We start from the raw sequence: 16,253 nt of genomic DNA on the forward strand, positions 1-16,253 counted from the left end.
ACTGACCGCCGCGATCGGGCAGCCGCGCAATGGTACGATTTGCCGCGATATCCGCCCGCGCATATCGACGGGCAAGCCCGTGCCCGAGGAGCCCTCCATGTCCGTTGTCCATCCTGCAAGATCCGTGCTCCTGCGAGCCGTCGGCCTGGCGCTTCTCCCCGCCCTGCTCGCGGCCTGCGCGACCATGCCCGGCGATGACCGCGCGCCTGCGCCGCTGACACTCGCCGGGGACGTGAACCGCCCCGCCACGTTGTCGCCGGCCCAGTTGCAGGCACTGCCCGCCATCACGCAGCAGGTGAGCTACGCGGGCAGCGGCGGGCGGCAAACCCGCACCTACACCGGTGCCAGCCTGTGGCCATTGCTCGATCAGGCCGGTATCACGACCAATCCGGCCGTGCACAATGACCTGCTGTCCAAGTACGTGGTCGCGACGGGCGCCGGCAACTACCGCGCGGTGTTCTCGCTGGGCGAACTCAGCCCTGGCTTCGGCAATCGCGCGGGTCTGGTGGCCTATGCCGAGACGATCGACGGCAGCAGCCGGCCGCTGGCAACAAATGGTCCCTTGCGCCTCACCGCGCCCGGCGACGTCCGGGGCGGGCGCTATGTTTCCGGCCTGACACGGCTCGAAGTGCGCAGCGCCGTCTCCAGTGCCACCGGCACCGGCGGCGGACCCAGCCAGCAACTCCATGTCGGTGGCATGGTGTCCCGGCCCACGACGCATGACCTGGCTTCACTGCAGGCGCTGCCGGCCATGACGCGGACGGTCGGAAGCCATACCTACACGGGCGTCAACCTGTGGGCATTGCTCAATGCCGCGGGCATCGCCCGGCCACCGGCCGGGCACGGCATCCTGGACATGTACGTGGTCGCGACTGGCAGCGACGGCTACCGTGTCGTGATCGCCCTGGCCGAGATCTCGCCCGACTTCGGCAATCAGCCAGACTTGGTTGCCTACGCGCTCGACGGCGCACCGTTGACGGCAAGCGGCTTCGCCCGGCTGGTGGTACCCAATGACAACCGCGCCGGGCGGCACGTCTCCAGCGTTGTTGCGCTGGAAGTCGTCGCCGCGCCGGAAGCGCCGTAACGCCGCTCCCACGCGATACGGCTCTACGGCGCTACGGGCACCTGGCCTCGGACTGAAGCGCGGAACGAACCTTCCGCCTGTTCACCTGGCCACGCCCGCGGACTGCTCCCCCCGTTGACTGCATAACCGGCATGGGGATTCACATATGACCACGCCCTCACCGTTATGTCAGAATGTATATAACGGCATTCATTGGCAGGGCATCATTTGAAGTCATGGCAAGAGATCTGGTCGATTCCTATCTGATTCGCGTGCTGCACGTACTGCTGACCGAGCGCAGCGTCTCCCGTACCGCCATGCTGCTCGGGCAGTCGCAGCCGGCCATCAGCGTGGCCCTGCGCCGGCTGCGCACGCTGACCGGCGACCCGCTGCTGGTGCGCAACGGCAATCGCATGGTACCGACCGAGCATGGCATGAGTCTGCTGGAGCCCGCCCGGCAGGCGCTGCAAGGCATCGGCAGGATCCTCGAGCCCATGACCTCGTTCGATCCATTGCACAGCACGCGCAGCTTCCGGATTGGTTCCCCCGACTACCTCGACGTGTTCTTCGTTCCCGCCATCACCGAGCGCTTTCAGGCGCAGGCGCCCGGCGCCACGCTGGAGATCCGGCATCTGCTGTCGGATGTCGGCTATGAACAGGCGCTGGCGAGCGGGGATCTCGACCTCGTCATCGGAAACTGGCACACCCCGCCAGGAAGCCTGCACCTGCAATCGCTGTGTACCGACGAGCTGGTCTGCCTGGTGCGCGAAGCGCATCCGATAGCCGAAGGCAAACTGACGGCAGCCGCCTACGCCTGCGCCAGCCATCTGGCGGTTGCGACCCGCAACGTGGCTGGCCACGGCACCATCGATGTCGAACTCTCGCGCGCCGGCCTGACACGCAAGGTGACCACGCAGATCCCCTACTTCTGCATGGCGCCCTATGTCCTGGTCCGCACGAACCTCGTGTTCACCACGACCCGGGCCTTTGCCAGCCACTACGCCAACCTGCTGCCGCTGCGCATGGAGCCTCTTCCCGTCCCGGTGCGGGAGCTGCACTACTACCAGCTCTGGCACGAGCGGGCGCACCGTGACCTGGGGTCGCGCTGGTTGCGCGGCATCGTGAGCAGCGTGGCACGGACCCTGGTGCCGGAGGCGGATCGGAATGCGAAGCCAGGCCAGGCCGTTCCATTGCCTGCATGATGCAGCAGGTGTCGTCGCCGGCCCGGCCCGCGAGCCCAATGCAGTCAGCCTGGGCATTCCGGATTCCGGAAGCCGCGCCAGTTCCTGGCGCGGACCGGACTGGCAACGGCTTCAGCCCTTGAAGCGTGCCGCTTCTTCCGAGCCGGACGTGGCATTGCCCGCGCTGTAGGAATGAGCGCCCACGCCCGCCAGCCTGCCGCCTTGCACGATCAGGTACTCCTCGCGGATCGGCCGGCCTTCGAAGTAGCACTCCAGGATCTCGCGCGTGCCGGCTGCGTAGCGGGCCTGCGCCGACAGGCTGGTGCCCGAGATATGCGGCGTCATGCCGTGGTGCGGCATGTGGCGCCACGGATGGTCGGCCGGTGTCGGCTGCGGGAACCAGACGTCGCCGGCATAGCCCGCAAGCTGGCCGCTTTCGAGCGCGGCGGCGACGGCATCGCGATCGCACAGCTTGCCGCGCGCGGTGTTGATCAGGTAAGCGCCGCGCTTGAAGTTCGCCAGCGACTTCGCGTTGATCATATGCTCGGTTTCCGGGTGCAGCGGGCAATTCAGCGTGACCACGTCGCACACGCGCGTCAGGCTGTCCAGGCTGGTGTGGTGCGTGAGGTTGAGTTCGCGCTCCACCGTTTCGGGCAGACGGTAGCGGTCGAGGTAGTGCAGCTTGACGTCGAACGGATTGAGCAGGCGCAGTACGCGCAGGCCGATGCGGCCCGCCGCCACGGTGCCGACGTGCATGCCCTCGAGGTCGTAGGAGCGAGCCACGCAGTCGGCGATATTCCAGCCGCCCTTGAGCACCCATTGGTGCGAGGGCAGATAGTTGCGCACCAGCGAGAGCGTCATCATCGCCACATGCTCGGCCACGCTGTTGCTGTTGCAGTAGGTGACTTCAGCCACCGTCACGCCGTGGTCCATGGCCGCCTGCAGGTCGGTATGGTCGGAGCCGATGCCGGCCGTGACGATCATCTTCAGCTTCTTCGCCCGCCTGATGCGCTCGGCCGTCATATACGCGGGCCAGAACGGCTGCGAGATCACGATCTCCGCATCTTCCAGCTCGCGGTCCAGCACACTGCCGGTGCCGTCCTTGCTCGACGTCACCACGAGTTCATGGCCATTCGATTCCAGGTACTTGCGCAAGCCCAGTTCCCCCGAAACGCTGCCCAGCAGCGTACCGGGCCGGAAGTCGATGCCGTGCGGCGTGGGCAATGTCTGACCATCCGGATAGCGCTCCAGCACCGGCAGGTCATCCCGGGCATAGGTCTTCGGGTAGCCGGTCACCGGGTCGTCGTACAGCACGCACACAATCTTTGCCATTTTCCAGTCTCCTCGCCTGGCCCCGCAAGGAGGCCCTGGTTGCGCCCGGACTTGCCAGGCGGCTGCGGCCGTTACCGCAACGAGAGGAATGATCGGCGTCCGCGCGTGGCAAGGAAAATCGAACGCCTTGATGACGTGATCGGCGGTTCCTATCAGGCGCGCAACAGCGCATCGACGCGCGACTGCAGATCCACCGCGCCGAACAGCGCCACCGCGGCGTCGAGCAGCGGCGAGCGCGGCTGACGGTCAAGCAGCACCAGTCCGATCTCGCGGTGCAGTGCCGGCGTGAGCGGCACCGCGCGCAGTTCATCGCGCATCTCGGCCAGGCACAGGACGCTGTGGGGAACGATGCTGCACAGGCCCGCGCAACGGACATGGGCATAGAGCGCCATCACCGAGTCGGTTTCTACGCGTGGCTGGGCCGAGACGCCAGCCCTGGAAAAGGCAGCGTCGATGCCGCGCCGGCATTGCATGTTGGTCGTCAGCAGACAGAGCGGCAGGTCGGCAGCCTCCTGCCATGTCACGGCGGTGCGGCCCGCGAGCAGTGCGTCGTCCCGCACGATCAGCACATAGTGCTCGCGGAACAGCGCGACCTTCTCGAAGCTGCGCAGGCGCTCGTCATCCAGATAGCTCAGGCCCACATCCAGGTCCAGGTCGAGCAGCTGCTTGAGCGTCTGCGCGGCCGACATGGTGTAGACCTCGTGCCGCATGCCCGGATGCTGGCGCAGGCAGGCATCGGTAAGCAGCGGCACCAGCGGCAGCGCTGTCGGGATCGCACCAATGCGCAGGCTGCCGGCCAGGCCGTCGCGGCTGGCGCTGGCCTCCTGCCGCAGTCCTTCGCAGTCGGCCAGCACCCGGCGCGCCCACTCGAGCACGCGCTCGCCTTCTGGCGTGAAGCCTTCGAAACGACGCCCCCGGCGCACAATCGGCAGGCCGAACTCTTCTTCGATGCTGCGCACCGCGCCTGACAGCGTGGGCTGCGAGACGTTGCAAAGCTCGGCGGCACGGCCAAAGTGCCGCGTTTGCGCCAGCGCGACAAGGTAGTTCAGTTGCCGGATGAACATCGTGCTCCTCGGAGAATCTTCGTTATATCCGCCAGGACATATCGTATCGCAAACTTCCCTCCGTTATATACGATGATATATTTCGGCAGCGTGATTCCCTCAAACCCGTTCAGGCAACGCGTATCAGACCGCACCAGGACGCACCATGCACAGCCCACCGTTCCGACTTGCCCGTACCCACCTGCTGGCCGTCTCCCGGCCGGCACTCGCCGATCCGGGCTGCTGCACCGGCCAGCAGGCCGCACCCGGGCCTGCGGCCCGCCGCCGCGCGACACTGGCAGACCTCGAACCCCGCTTCCACTGTTCGCTGATCGGCACCTGCCTGGGCACGGCGGAGCTGCGCAAGCTGGTGATGCGCCTGTCCGCGACTGACCGCAACGCGGGCGACCTCGAGATCCATCATGAGGCGGTCACGCTCGCCACCCGCGGCGGCGCGCCATGCAAGACGCTTAACAAGGCACTGGACGAACGCCACGCCCTTGCCGTCCGACGCTTCGGTGCCGCGCGGGACGTGGCGACGCTGCAGACGATGTGGGAACAGGCGCTGGCCGGCGGCGATATTCCGGGCGCCTACTGGGCGCTGATGACGCATCCGCATGCGACGCCCGCGCTGCGCCAGGCGGCATTCGGTGAGGTCCATATGCTGTCGCACCTGGTGGGTGCAGCGAATCGCGCCGATATCCGGCGGCTTGTCGCGCTGGAAGCGGAGAACGAGGCGCTGAAGGACAAGATCGGGCGCCAGCAGCAACGGATGCGGCAGATGAGCACCGAACACGCCGCCGGACAGCGCGAGCTGGCCGGCCAGATGGCCCGGCTCCAGGCGATGCAATGCGCTGCCCCGGCCGCCGGGGACGCCGACGTGGCGTCGCTGCGCAGCACACTGAGGGCTCGCGAGGAGAACATCGCCACACAGGCCAGCCGCATCACCGCGCTGGAGCAGCGGGCGCTGAGCAGCCGTGAAGAAGCGCAGGCCCTGCGAGATACGCTGGAGGCCGTGCACGCGCAGCTCGCATCGAGCCAGGCCGAGATACTCGCGCTGGAAGCGCTGCTGTCAGCGCCTTCCGGCCACGATGGAGCGCCCGCGCCGGCCATCGCCGCCCTGGCCGGAAAGCGCATCGTCTATGTCGGTGGCCGCCCGGGTTCCAACCACGCGCTGCGCGATTGGATCGAGGCCGCCGGCGGGAGCTTCCTTGACCATGACGGTGGCGTGGAAGACCGCAAGGGGCTGCTGCCGGCGATGGTGGCGGGCGCCGACATCGTGGTATTTCCCGTCGATTGCGTCGACCATGATTCGGTGGCGCGCGTGAAGCGCGAGTGCCAGCGGCACAGCGTGGCCTACCACCCGGTGCGCAGCGCCAGCGTGGCAAGCTTCGTGGAGCTCGCCACGCGGCTGTTCGGCATGCCGGCCGGCACTGGCCAGGCGTAGTCCGCGGGCGATGCGGATCGCGCGGTCATGGCACGCTCCTGACGCCCTGCAGGCATCTCGTCGCCCTGGCCATGGCCCGGGACATGCGCGCGATCTCCAGGAACTGTTCGATCATGTCGTTCGACAGGCGGAAGCTGATCACCTCGTCGCGGCTGCGCAGGCGCAGCTGCGACGCCACGCTTTGCCGCGCCGCGTCCGCCAGAGCTTCGATCTCCGCCTTGGCCCCGACCACGCTCGCGATGGCACCGGGCAGGGGCTGGCCGATCGTACCAATCGACTGCGCCAGGCAGTCGAGCACGGCCGACGCGAAATTCGCCGTGTCCTCGCTGCGCAGGTGCTCCAGTTCGATGCCTTCCGCCAGCCGGCGCTGGCTGGCCGCGATCATGCTGGTCGACGCCACTTCGCGGATCGACTCCAGGCACGTGGCAATGCGCGTGAGGCTGACGATCTGCTGGCCCTCCACCTCGGTCAGGTCCGCATCGGAAAGACGACCGACGTACTGCAGGACCGCCAGCCCCAGGTGATCGGCGTCGCTGTCCTGCTCCGTCAGCGTGGCGATATCGCGCGTGCCGCCCCCGATTGCGGCCTGCGCACCCTGCCGGACCAGCTCAAGCGTCTGTTCGCCGAGCGCCAGCAGTTCGAGCTGCACGCGTCCGATGCCCAGCGCCGGCATGTCGAGCAGCGTCTCGTCCAGATAGCGGGGCTCTCCGCGCTCCCGCCACGGGCTCGGCCGCGACGGCACGATGCGCTGCGCCAGCGTGCCGATCGGGCCGGAGAACCAGATCAGCACCAGCGTGCTGGCCACGCTGAATACCGCGTGCGCGTTGGCGGCCTGGCGCGGCGTCTCCGCGGCCAGGCGCGCCGCCCCCTGCAGTTCCGGCGCGCTCGGGGAAATCATCCGGATGAAGTCGGCAAACTGCGGAATGACAAAGGCAAAGAACAGTACGCCAAGCACATTGAAGAGCAGGTGCACAATGCCGACCTGCGCCGCTTCCGGCGGTTTGCCGATCGCGGCGAGCAACGCCGTGCCGCAAGTGCCCACGTTGGCGCCGAGGATCAGCGCGATGCCCGCCTCCAGCGGGATCAGGCCCTGGCTGCCCAGCGCGATGACGATGGCCAGCGTGGCGGCGGAACTCTGGACAATGGCCGTGAACACCGCGCCGATCACGATGCCAAGCAGCGGGCTGCGCATGTCCTGCATGGCGTCGATGAACGGCTGGAAGCTGCGCAGTGGCCGCGTGGCATCGCCCATGAACTCGATGCCGAGGAACAGCAGCCCCAGGCCCAGCACCACGCCGCCAAGCTGGCGCAGCAGCTCGCGCCTGGCGAACGCGTGCAGCAGGAAGCCGGCGGCAAGCATGAACGGCGTGACCGCCGACACGTTGAAGGCAATGATCTGCGCGGTCAGCGTGGAACCGACGTTGGCGCCCATGATCATCGGGATCGACTGGCCCAGCGTCATCAGCCCTGCCGACACGAAGCCGACCAGCAGCACGGTGGTGATCGTCGACGAGTTCAGCAGCGCCGTCACGCCGGCGCCCGCCAGCACGCCGCGCAGCCGGCTCGCGGTCAGCGTGCCAAGCAGCGACTGCAGCCTGGCGCCGGCAATGGCCTTGAGCCCGCCGGTCATCAGCTCCAGCCCGAACAGGAAGAGTGCCAGGCCGCCGACCAGCAGGCCGGTGATGCCAAGGAGGTTCAGGCTGTCCGCAGGTTGCATGGCTTGGTATTCGTCTTGGTATGCACAAGGACTGACGGCCGGCCAGCCGGCACGCGGCTGGCATGACTCCGGGGGCCATGCCGTATTGTAGGTAACGCCCTCCGAACCAGCCGGAAATCGCGGCGCCGGGCGCGCTGCCCTCAAGTCATGCCCGGTTCCGGACGACAACCAGGATGCGGGAATCCCGGAAACCATGCGTGCCGGGCGCCCCGTATCCGTTCAATCCTTTTCAGGAACCGACAAACATGAGTATCTCCCTCGTCAGCGCACCCGGCGCGGCGGACCCGGGCACAGACCCGGTGTCACTGCTGATGCTGCGCAAGTCGCTGGATCTGCAGGCCCAGGGCGTAGCCAGCCTGCTGCAGGCCGCCACCGCGGCGGCACCGGTGGCCAGCAATCCGCCCCATCTTGGCCAGAACATCGACGTAAAGGCTTGAGGCCTGAGGCCTGAAATATGCAAAAAGCCCCGCGACTGCGGGGCTTTTTTGCTGGTGCGGGCAAGCGACTGCGCCCGTCGGGCTGCGGCCTGATATCCGCCAGCCATGAAAAAAGCCCCGTCCCTGCGCGCAGGGACGGGGCTTGTCCGTTGCCGGCCACCGCATCACTTGATCGTGTTTGCAGCCGGTGCGGCCGCGAACCTTACAGGTTCACGCCGTCGGCAACTTCCTTGAAGTCTTCGATCTGGTCGAAGTTCATGTACTTGTAGATCTTGTCGCCATTGGCGTTGATCACGCCGATGTCGGCCATGTACTCGTCCTTCGACGGGATCTTGCCAAGGCGCGAACAGATGGCGGCCAGTTCGGCCGAGCCCAGGTACACGTTGGTGTTCTTGCCCAGGCGGTTCGGGAAGTTGCGGGTCGAGGTCGACATCACCGTCGCGCCTTCGCGCACCTGTGCCTGGTTACCCATGCACAGCGAGCAACCCGGCATTTCGGTACGCGCACCAGCCGTGCCGAACACGCCGTAGTGGCCTTCCTCGGTCAGCTGCTTCTGGTCCATCTTGGTCGGCGGGGCCACCCACAGCTTGACCGGGATATCGCGCTTGCCTTCCAGCAGCTTGGACGCTGCGCGGAAGTGGCCGATGTTGGTCATGCACGAACCGATGAACACTTCGTCGATCTTCGCGCCAGCGACTTCCGACAGGGTCTTCACGTCGTCCGGGTCGTTCGGGCAGGCCACGATCGGCTCGTGCACGTCGGCCAGGTCGATCTCGATCACGGCGGCGTACTCGGCGTCGGCGTCCGGTTGCAGCAGTTCCGGCTTGGCCAGCCATGCCTGCATGGCTTCGATGCGGCGCTGCAGGCTGCGCGGATCCTGGTAGCCCTGGGCGATCATCCACTTCAGCAGCGTGATGTTGCTGTTGATGTATTCGATGATCGGTTCCTTGTTCAGGCGCACCGTGCAACCGGCGGCCGAACGTTCGGCGGAGGCATCCGACAGTTCGAACGCTTGCTCGACCTTCAGGTCGGGCAGGCCTTCGATTTCCAGCACGCGGCCCGAGAAGATGTTCTGCTTGCCTTGCTTGGCCACGGTCAGCAGGCCTTGCTTGATCGCGTACAGCGGAATCGCGTTGACCAGGTCACGCAGGGTCACGCCCGGCTGCATCTTGCCCTTGAAGCGGACCAGCACCGATTCCGGCATGTCCAGCGGCATCACGCCGGTGGCGGCGGCAAAGGCCACCAGGCCCGAACCGGCCGGGAAGCTGATGCCGATCGGGAAGCGGGTGTGCGAGTCGCCGCCGGTGCCGACGGTGTCGGGCAGCAGCATGCGGTTCAGCCACGAGTGGATCACGCCATCGCCCGGGCGCAGCGAGATGCCGCCGCGGGTGCTGATGAACTCGGGCAGGGTGTGGTGGGTCTTCACGTCCACCGGCTTCGGATAGGCGGCGGTGTGGCAGAACGACTGCATCACCAGGTCGGCCGAGAAGCCCAGGCAAGCCAGGTCCTTCAACTCGTCGCGGGTCATCGGGCCGGTGGTGTCCTGCGAGCCCACCGAGGTCATCTTCGGTTCGCAGTAGGTGCCCGGGCGGATACCCTTGCCGTCGGCCAGGCCGCAAGCGCGGCCAACCATCTTCTGGGCCAGCGTGAAGCCCTTGCCGGTATCGGCCGGGTTCTGCGGCAGGCGGAACAGCGTCGACGGGGCCAGGCCCAGCGCTTCACGCGCCTTGGCGGTCAGGCCACGGCCGACGATCAGCGGAATGCGGCCGCCGGCGCGCACTTCATCGAACAGCACGTCGGACTTGACCTTGAACTCGGCGATCACTTCGCCGTTCTTCAGGGCCTTGCCTTCGTACGGGCGCAGTTCGACCACGTCGCCCATTTCCATCTTCGACACGTCCAGCTCGATCGGCAGCGCGCCGGCGTCTTCCATGGTGTTGTAGAAGATCGGGGCGATCTTGCTGCCCAGGCACACGCCACCGAAGCGCTTGTTCGGGATGAAGGGGATGTCTTCACCGGTGAACCACAGCACCGAGTTGGTGGCCGACTTGCGGCTGGAACCGGTACCCACCACGTCGCCCACGTAGGCGACCAGGTTGCCCTTCTCGGCCAGCGACTGGATGAACTTGACCGGGCCGCGCTTGCCGTCTTCTTCCGGCTGGAACGCCGCGCCTTCGCGCTTGTTCTTCAGCATGGCCAGCGCGTGCAGCGGGATGTCCGGGCGCGTGGTGGCGTCCGGAGCCGGCGACAGGTCGTCGGTGTTGGTTTCGCCCGGCACCTTGAATACGGTGATGGTCAGGCTTTGCGGCACTTCCGGGCGGCTGGTGAACCACTCGGCGTCGGCCCAGCTTTGCAGCACGGCCTTGGCGTTGGCGTTGCCCTTGTCCGCCAGTTCCTTGACGTCGTGGAAGGCGTCAAACATCAGCAGGGTCTTCTTCAGCGCGTCGGCCGCGACGGTTCCGACTTCCGCGTCGGCGAGCAGCGCGATCAGCGGCGAGATGTTGTAGCCGCCCAGCATGGTGCCCAGCAACTCGGTAGCCTTGGCGCGGCTGATCAGGGCGCACTTCTCCTTGCCCAGTGCAACGGCGGCCAGGTACGAGGCCTTGACCTTGGCGGCGTCATCCACGCCGGCCGGCACGCGGTTGGTGATCAGGTCGACCAGGGTCTGCTCTTCACCGGCGGGCGGGTTCTTCAGCAGTTCAATCAGCTCGGCCGTCTGCTTGGCGGTCAGGGGCAGCGGAGGGATGCCGAGCGCAGCGCGTTCGGCGACATGGGCGCGATAGTTTTCAAGCATGGGAACCTGCTGAGTAATTGGTTGTAGAAATTCCGTAACGTCGCGATTGTAGTCCGAAGCGCCGACACGGTCAAATGTCTTATATCTTATATAAGAGTGAAAAAACAAAAATCCTTTCACAACAAACACTTAGCACTGAAGGATCACTCTGACCTGCATGAGCAACTACCCGACTAGTGTAGTAGGGATTGGCGGCTGCGCCAGGCATGCGAAGTCCGCCGCCACCCCGCCTGGAACAGGGGCCGCAACAGGCCCTTGCTGCCGCAACTCAAGTTCCGCAACCAACACGCGTTAACCATGCAGCAGGCGCGCTTCGCACGCCCGCTGGCGCAGCCATGCCTGCTCCCTTTCTGCTCAAACGGCCAAGCTGAAAGGGTTTCCCCCTTTTTTTCGGCCCTTTGCTGGCCTGCGATTCCGCAAGAATGGCAGGCATTCCGATACAGGCTTCTCATGGCGAACACGGCTTCTCCTTCCCAGATTGGCGGCAACGCAAGCAAGCGCGGCCGCATGCTGCTGATTGGCGGCGGCGTGCTGGTCCTGGCTCTGGGCGCCGGAGGTTTCGTGCTTGGCAGCATCCTGGGCAACCGGCAACCGGCGGTACCCGCTGCGCCGGCCGCGCCCGTGATCCCGCCGCCCATCTTCGTGCCGCTGGACGCCTTTACCGTCAACCTCAAGGGCGAGGACGGCGATCGCTTCCTGCATACCGGCCTGTCGCTGAAGGTCGCCGATGCCGAGACGCAGACGCGCATGACGCAGTACCTGCCCGAAGCCCGCAGCCGCATCCTGTTGCTGCTGTCGGCACGGCAGCCGGCAGACCTCTCGACCGTGGATGGCAAGCGCAAGCTGGCCGACGATATCCGCAATGCGATCAACCAGCCGTTCGCGGCCGGACTGCCGCCGCAGCGCGTGCTGGACGTGTTGTTCACCTCTTTCGTGGTGCAGTAAGCACTTGCCCTGCCCCGACAGCCAACCCGATATGAAACTGCCAGCCGGATTCCAGCACAGCCACGCACGCGCCCGCACGCCAGCGGGTCGCCATGCGCGCTGACGCGGATGGTCAGTTCGATTCACACCGCAGCATAAGGGGCAGGACATCAGATGGCCTATGACAAGTTCCTCTCGCAGGACGAGGTAGACGAGCTGCTCAAGGGCGTTTCCGGCGAAGCCGACACGCCCAAGGCGAGCGAGCCCGTCGCGGTCGACGAGGGCGGGGTTCGCCCGTACAACCTGGCCACGCAGGAACGCGTCATCCGCGGACGCCTGCACACGCTCGAGATCATCAACGAGCGCTTTGCGCGTTCGCTGCGCACGGCGCTGTTCAACTTCATCCGCCGCGGCGCGGACATTACCGTGGGCAGCGTGCGCATCGAGAAGTTCGGCGACTTCGCGCGCAACCTGCCTATGCCGACCAACCTGAACCTGGTCCACATGAAGCCGCTGCGCGGCACGGCCTTGTTCGTGTACGACCCCAACCTTGTATTCCTGGTGGTCGACAACCTGTTCGGCGGCGACGGCCGCTTCCACACCCGCGTGGAAGGCCGCGACTTTACCCAGACCGAACAACGCATCATCCAGCGCATGCTGGAGATGACACTTTCCAGCTATGGCAATGCCTGGCGCACCGTGCATCCGATCGAGACCGAATATGTCCGCTCGGAAATGCACACCAAGTTTGCAAACGTCGCCACGGCCAATGAGGCCGTGATCACCACCGCCTTCCACATCGAACTCGGTGCCGTGGGCGGGCAGCTCCATGTCTGCCTGCCCTACGCCATGATCGAGCCGCTCAAGGACCTGCTGATGAATCCGCTGCAGGACGAGAAGGAGGTCGACAAGAGCTGGCTTGCGCAGTTGTCAACGCAACTGCGCGCCGCCGATGTGGAAGTCGTGGCCGAGTTCACCCACGTGCAGAGCACCGTGGCAGACGTCCTGGCGCTGCGCGCCGGCGACGTGCTGCCGATCGACCTGCCGGAGCACGTGTTCGGCAAAGTCAACGGCGTGCCCGTCATGCAATGCGGCTTCGGCACGATCAATGGCCAGTACGCGCTGCGGGTAGAGCGAATGATCAATCACCAAGACAGCGATTCCAACAAGGAAACCGATCATGACTGACGGCATCGAGGACAAGCCGGTCGATCCGATGGACGACTGGGCCAGCGCACTGGCTGAACAGACCAGCGCCACCGCGGCCGAAGCCCCGGCGGCGGCCACCCCGGCCGCCACTCCGGCCGCCGCCACCGTCTTCCCGCCGCTGGCCAAGGAAGCACCGAGCGGCTTCCACAACGATATCGAGATGATCCTCGATATCCCGGTACAGCTCACGGTCGAACTGGGCCGCACCAAGGTGCCCATCAAGAACCTGCTGCAGCTTGCGCAGGGATCCGTGGTGGAACTGGACGGGCTGGCCGGCGAGCCGATGGACGTGCTGGTCAACGGCTACCTGATCGCGCAGGGCGAGGTGGTGGTGGTGAACGACAAGTTCGGCATCCGCCTGACGGACATCATCACGCCGTCCGAACGCATCCGCAAGCTCAACAAATGAACGCCGTCGCCCGCCTGCGGCGTGCCGTCCTGCCGCTTGCGGCAGTCGGCGTGCCTGGCCTGGCCCGTGCCGCCGAAGGCGGTGCCCCCGCCATCAGCAGCGCCGGCAGCCTCGCACAGGCCGGGCTCGGACTGTTCGGTGTCATCGCGCTGATCCTGGGGCTGGCCTGGGCGGCGCGCCGCGCGGGCCTGGTCCGCCACGGCCCGCAAGGGATGATGAAGGTGATCGGCAGCACCATGCTCGGCGCCCGCCAGCGGCTGGTGCTGGTCGAGGTCGGCGAGACCTGGCTGGTACTCGGCGTGAGCGCTGGCGAGATCCGCACCTTGCACAGCATGCCGGCAGGACCGGCCACGCCATCGGCCCCCTCCGGCCCCGGTGGCCAGATTTCCGGCGGCAGCTTTGCCGAAAAGCTGCTGCGCTCGATGCAGGAAAACTTCAAGTCATGAACACCCAGCGCGCCGCCACGTCGCGGCGCAAGACGCAATTTCACGCGCTGGCCGCGGGCGGTGCCCTGCTGCTGGCCGTGCTGGCGCTCGCCGCCATGCCGGCCCCCGTGCTCGCACAGGCGCTGCCCGGCGTGACCAGCAAGCCGGGTCCTGGCGGCGGCCAGATCTGGTCGCTGTCGATCCAGACCCTGGTCCTGCTGACTTCGCTGAGCTTCCTGCCGGCGGCCATGCTGATGATGACGGGCTTCACGCGCATCGTCATCGTGCTGGGCCTGCTGCGCAACGCGCTCGGCACCGCATCGTCGCCGCCCAACCAGGTGCTGGTGGGCCTGTCGCTGTTCCTGACCTTCTTCGTGATGGGGCCGGTGCTGGACCGCGTCTACAACGAGGCCTACAAGCCGCTGTCCGAGAACAAGATCAGCCTGGAAGCCGCGATCGCGAAGGCGGCCGATCCGCTCAAGGGGTTCATGCTCAAGCAGACCCGCGAGAAGGACCTGGCCATGTTCGCGCAGATGGCCAAGGCGCCGGAAATGCAGGGCCCCGAAGAGGTGCCGATGAGCATCCTGGTGCCGGCCTTCGTCACCAGCGAACTCAAGACCGCGTTCCAGATCGGCTTCACCATCTTCATCCCGTTCCTGATCATCGACCTGGTGGTCGCCAGCGTGCTGATGGCCATGGGCATGATGATGGTGCCGCCGGCCACCATCTCGCTGCCATTCAAGCTGATGCTGTTCGTGCTGGTGGACGGCTGGCAACTGCTGCTGGGCTCGCTGGCGCAGAGCTTCATGAACTGACCCGCACTGACCGACCCTGGCCATGACTCCGGAAACCGTAATGACCATCGCGACCCACGCGATGAAGATGACGCTGATGCTGGCGGCGCCGCCGCTGCTGGTGGCCCTTGCCGCCGGCCTGGTAGTGAGCCTGTTCCAGGCCGCCACGCAGATCAACGAAATGACCCTGACCTTCATCCCGAAGCTGGTCGCGCTGTTCGCCACGCTGGTGCTGGCCGGCCCGTGGATGATCAACACCATGGTCGACTACATGCGCGAAGTACTCCAGGGCATTCCGGCCCTGGCGCACTGACGCCGCCATTGCCGCGACCAGCTTATTGCCGTGGTTGAAGTCACCAATGCGCAACTCTATGGCTGGATCGCGGCCTTCCTGTGGCCGCTGTTCCGGCTGCTGGCGCTGATCGGCACGGCACCGCTGTTCGGGGAATCCACCATCCCGGGCCGCGTCAAGATCGGTCTTGCCGCGCTCACCGCGATGGTGGTCTCGCCGACCCTGCCCAACCTGCCGGTCGTGCCGGTCTATTCGTGGGAAGGCCTGATCATCATCCTCAACGAGGTCGGCATCGGGCTGGCCACGGGCTTCACCATGCGGCTCGTGTTCGCCGTGGTGCAGCAGGCCGGTGAAATCATCGGGCTCCAGATGGGCCTGGGCTTCGCGTCTTTCTTCGATCGCGCCGCGGGTGGGCAGACCATGGTGCTGTCGCGCTTCCTGAATATCATCGCCGTGCTGCTGTTCCTGGCGCTGGACGGGCACCTGCTGATGCTGGGCACGCTGGTCGACAGCTTCCAGGGACTACCGATCGGCGCCACGCCGGTGGCTGCCGAAGGCTGGCACGCCGTAGCACGCGCCGGCGGCATGGTGTTCTCGTCCGGGCTGCTGCTGGCGCTGCCGATGATTGCCGCGCTGCTGACCCTGAACCTGGCCATGGGCATTCTCAACCGCGCCTCGCCGCAGTTGTCGATCTTCGCGGTGGGCTTCCCGGTCACGCTTTCCGGCGGCCTGCTGGTGCTGTCGCTGGTGATGCCGCAGATGGGCAGCTACATGCAGCACATGATCGAGTCGGGGCTGGAGGCGATCAGCACGGTGCTGGCGCAGTTCGCGCGTTAGCGCACGGCCCTGCCTGGAGCACTTCCTGATGGCCTGTTGTGTCATGAGCCTGATGAGGCTGTGCGGAAGATAGCCAGCCCGAACCGCACGCGCCATTCGGCACGGTACTACTGCGTTAGCGGGACCAGTTATCCCTTGCTCTCGGGCCGCCCCGCTGTGGCCGCCCATGCATTGCCATCGCCGGCCTTTCCGCTCACCGAATACTCGAACAACGACGGCAAGCTGGCGCTGTCCGTGGACAGCGCCTCCACCGGCGCGTCACCCGTTGCCGGCGGCACGCAGCTCGGCGCGATGGTAGGCATCAAGCACACCTTCTGACGCCTGCGGCACGCAGCAGCCCCCGCTTCCC

The 16,253-nt window shown here is 66.4% G+C and carries 15 protein-coding genes and 1 pseudogene; 12 read left to right on the forward strand and 4 right to left on the reverse strand.

Annotated features, from left to right (window positions below; genetic code table 11):
- Nucleotides 1–97 precede the first annotated feature (97 nt).
- Nucleotides 98–1,084 carry a molybdopterin-dependent oxidoreductase gene (locus KHO22_RS13070; RefSeq protein ID WP_211947556.1) on the forward strand — a complete coding sequence of 329 codons (987 nt, stop codon included), beginning with the start codon at nucleotides 98–100 and terminating at the stop codon, nucleotides 1,082–1,084.
- Between the two features lie 215 nt (nucleotides 1,085–1,299).
- Nucleotides 1,300–2,265 carry a LysR family transcriptional regulator gene (locus tag KHO22_RS13075; protein ID WP_211947557.1) on the forward strand — a complete coding sequence of 322 codons (966 nt, stop codon included), beginning with the start codon at nucleotides 1,300–1,302 and terminating at the stop codon, nucleotides 2,263–2,265.
- 111 nt (nucleotides 2,266–2,376) lie between these two features.
- Here KHO22_RS13075 and KHO22_RS13080 read toward each other — a convergent pair whose 3' ends face one another.
- Together KHO22_RS13080 and KHO22_RS13085 are read right to left on the reverse strand one after the other, a co-directional pair.
- On the reverse strand, nucleotides 2,377–3,576 hold the full coding sequence (locus tag KHO22_RS13080; protein ID WP_211947558.1) for an NAD-dependent formate dehydrogenase: 1,200 nt from the start codon (nucleotides 3,574–3,576) through the stop codon (nucleotides 2,377–2,379).
- A gap of 152 nt (nucleotides 3,577–3,728) precedes the next feature.
- The gene (locus KHO22_RS13085) at nucleotides 3,729–4,640 is read right to left on the reverse strand and encodes a LysR family transcriptional regulator (protein ID WP_211947559.1); all 912 of its coding nucleotides are present in this window, start codon (nucleotides 4,638–4,640) and stop codon (nucleotides 3,729–3,731) included.
- 145 nt (nucleotides 4,641–4,785) lie between these two features.
- Between KHO22_RS13085 and KHO22_RS13090 the strand changes: the two genes are divergently transcribed.
- Nucleotides 4,786–6,066, forward strand: coding sequence for a DUF2325 domain-containing protein (locus KHO22_RS13090; RefSeq protein WP_211947560.1), 1,281 nt, complete (start codon nucleotides 4,786–4,788; stop codon nucleotides 6,064–6,066).
- Between the two features lie 25 nt (nucleotides 6,067–6,091).
- Here the strand turns inward: KHO22_RS13090 and KHO22_RS13095 are convergent, their stop codons facing one another.
- Entirely contained in the window at nucleotides 6,092–7,783 is a 1,692-nt protein-coding gene (locus KHO22_RS13095; protein ID WP_211947561.1) for a Na/Pi cotransporter family protein, read from the reverse strand.
- Nucleotides 7,784–8,028: 245 nt separating this feature from the next.
- On the opposite strand from KHO22_RS13095, the gene KHO22_RS13100 reads away from it, so the two are divergent.
- Entirely contained in the window at nucleotides 8,029–8,220 is a 192-nt protein-coding gene (locus KHO22_RS13100) for a YjfB family protein (RefSeq protein ID WP_211947562.1), read from the forward strand.
- A gap of 202 nt (nucleotides 8,221–8,422) precedes the next feature.
- Here KHO22_RS13100 and acnB read toward each other — a convergent pair whose 3' ends face one another.
- Nucleotides 8,423–11,014, reverse strand: a complete 2,592-nt coding sequence (gene acnB, locus KHO22_RS13105; protein WP_211947563.1) for a bifunctional aconitate hydratase 2/2-methylisocitrate dehydratase — start codon at nucleotides 11,012–11,014, stop codon at nucleotides 8,423–8,425.
- A 450-nt stretch (nucleotides 11,015–11,464) separates the two neighbouring features.
- Between acnB and fliL the strand changes: the two genes are divergently transcribed.
- From fliL to KHO22_RS32850, 8 genes and pseudogenes are all read left to right on the forward strand, one after another.
- Entirely contained in the window at nucleotides 11,465–11,959 is a 495-nt protein-coding gene (gene fliL, locus KHO22_RS13110) for a flagellar basal body-associated protein FliL (RefSeq protein WP_211947564.1), read from the forward strand.
- 153 nt (nucleotides 11,960–12,112) lie between these two features.
- Nucleotides 12,113–13,126 carry a flagellar motor switch protein FliM gene (gene fliM / locus KHO22_RS13115; protein ID WP_211947565.1) on the forward strand — a complete coding sequence of 338 codons (1,014 nt, stop codon included), beginning with the start codon at nucleotides 12,113–12,115 and terminating at the stop codon, nucleotides 13,124–13,126.
- Nucleotides 13,119–13,556 (forward strand): flagellar motor switch protein FliN, encoded by a 438-nt coding sequence (gene fliN, locus KHO22_RS13120; RefSeq protein ID WP_211947566.1) that lies wholly within the window; start codon nucleotides 13,119–13,121, stop codon nucleotides 13,554–13,556. Before fliM ends, fliN begins: the two co-directional genes overlap by 8 nt.
- Nucleotides 13,553–14,002 carry a flagellar biosynthetic protein FliO gene (gene fliO / locus KHO22_RS13125; RefSeq protein ID WP_211947567.1) on the forward strand — a complete coding sequence of 150 codons (450 nt, stop codon included), beginning with the start codon at nucleotides 13,553–13,555 and terminating at the stop codon, nucleotides 14,000–14,002. Before fliN ends, fliO begins: the two co-directional genes overlap by 4 nt.
- Entirely contained in the window at nucleotides 13,999–14,796 is a 798-nt protein-coding gene (fliP, locus tag KHO22_RS13130) for a flagellar type III secretion system pore protein FliP (RefSeq protein ID WP_211947568.1), read from the forward strand. The genes fliO and fliP overlap by 4 nt, the downstream gene beginning before the upstream one ends.
- A 22-nt stretch (nucleotides 14,797–14,818) precedes the next feature.
- Complete coding sequence (gene fliQ, locus KHO22_RS13135; RefSeq protein ID WP_211947569.1) at nucleotides 14,819–15,088, forward strand: flagellar biosynthesis protein FliQ; 270 nt, start codon at nucleotides 14,819–14,821, stop codon at nucleotides 15,086–15,088.
- Nucleotides 15,089–15,118: 30 nt separating this feature from the next.
- Nucleotides 15,119–15,904: a flagellar biosynthetic protein FliR gene (fliR, locus tag KHO22_RS13140; RefSeq protein WP_211947570.1), complete on the forward strand. Its 786-nt coding sequence runs from the start codon at nucleotides 15,119–15,121 to the stop codon at nucleotides 15,902–15,904.
- 207 nt (nucleotides 15,905–16,111) lie between these two features.
- Nucleotides 16,112–16,222: pseudogene (locus KHO22_RS32850) on the forward strand (porin); the annotation flags it as partial.
- Nucleotides 16,223–16,253 lie beyond the last annotated feature (31 nt).

It is taken from the genome of Cupriavidus yeoncheonensis (assembly GCF_905397275.1).
Taxonomy (GTDB): Bacteria; Pseudomonadota; Gammaproteobacteria; order Burkholderiales; family Burkholderiaceae; genus Cupriavidus; species Cupriavidus yeoncheonensis.

Bases quoted from the DNA above. Each gene is read 5' to 3' on its own strand.
- fliP (WP_211947568.1), top strand. From the start codon at position 13,999: ATGAACACCCAGCGCGCCGCCACGTCGCGGCGCAAGACGCAATTTCAC.
- KHO22_RS13080 (WP_211947558.1), bottom strand. From the start codon at position 3,576: ATGGCAAAGATTGTGTGCGTGCTGTACGACGACCCGGTGACCGGCTAC.
- fliO (WP_211947567.1), top strand. From the start codon at position 13,553: ATGAACGCCGTCGCCCGCCTGCGGCGTGCCGTCCTGCCGCTTGCGGCA.
- fliN (WP_211947566.1), top strand. From the start codon at position 13,119: ATGACTGACGGCATCGAGGACAAGCCGGTCGATCCGATGGACGACTGG.
- KHO22_RS13100 (WP_211947562.1), top strand. From the start codon at position 8,029: ATGAGTATCTCCCTCGTCAGCGCACCCGGCGCGGCGGACCCGGGCACA.
- KHO22_RS13095 (WP_211947561.1), bottom strand. From the start codon at position 7,783: ATGCAACCTGCGGACAGCCTGAACCTCCTTGGCATCACCGGCCTGCTG.
- fliL (WP_211947564.1), top strand. From the start codon at position 11,465: ATGGCGAACACGGCTTCTCCTTCCCAGATTGGCGGCAACGCAAGCAAG.
- KHO22_RS13075 (WP_211947557.1), top strand. From the start codon at position 1,300: ATGGCAAGAGATCTGGTCGATTCCTATCTGATTCGCGTGCTGCACGTA.
- KHO22_RS13070 (WP_211947556.1), top strand. From the start codon at position 98: ATGTCCGTTGTCCATCCTGCAAGATCCGTGCTCCTGCGAGCCGTCGGC.
- acnB (WP_211947563.1), bottom strand. From the start codon at position 11,014: ATGCTTGAAAACTATCGCGCCCATGTCGCCGAACGCGCTGCGCTCGGC.
- fliM (WP_211947565.1), top strand. From the start codon at position 12,113: ATGGCCTATGACAAGTTCCTCTCGCAGGACGAGGTAGACGAGCTGCTC.
- KHO22_RS13085 (WP_211947559.1), bottom strand. From the start codon at position 4,640: ATGTTCATCCGGCAACTGAACTACCTTGTCGCGCTGGCGCAAACGCGG.
- KHO22_RS13090 (WP_211947560.1), top strand. From the start codon at position 4,786: ATGCACAGCCCACCGTTCCGACTTGCCCGTACCCACCTGCTGGCCGTC.
- fliQ (WP_211947569.1), top strand. From the start codon at position 14,819: ATGACTCCGGAAACCGTAATGACCATCGCGACCCACGCGATGAAGATG.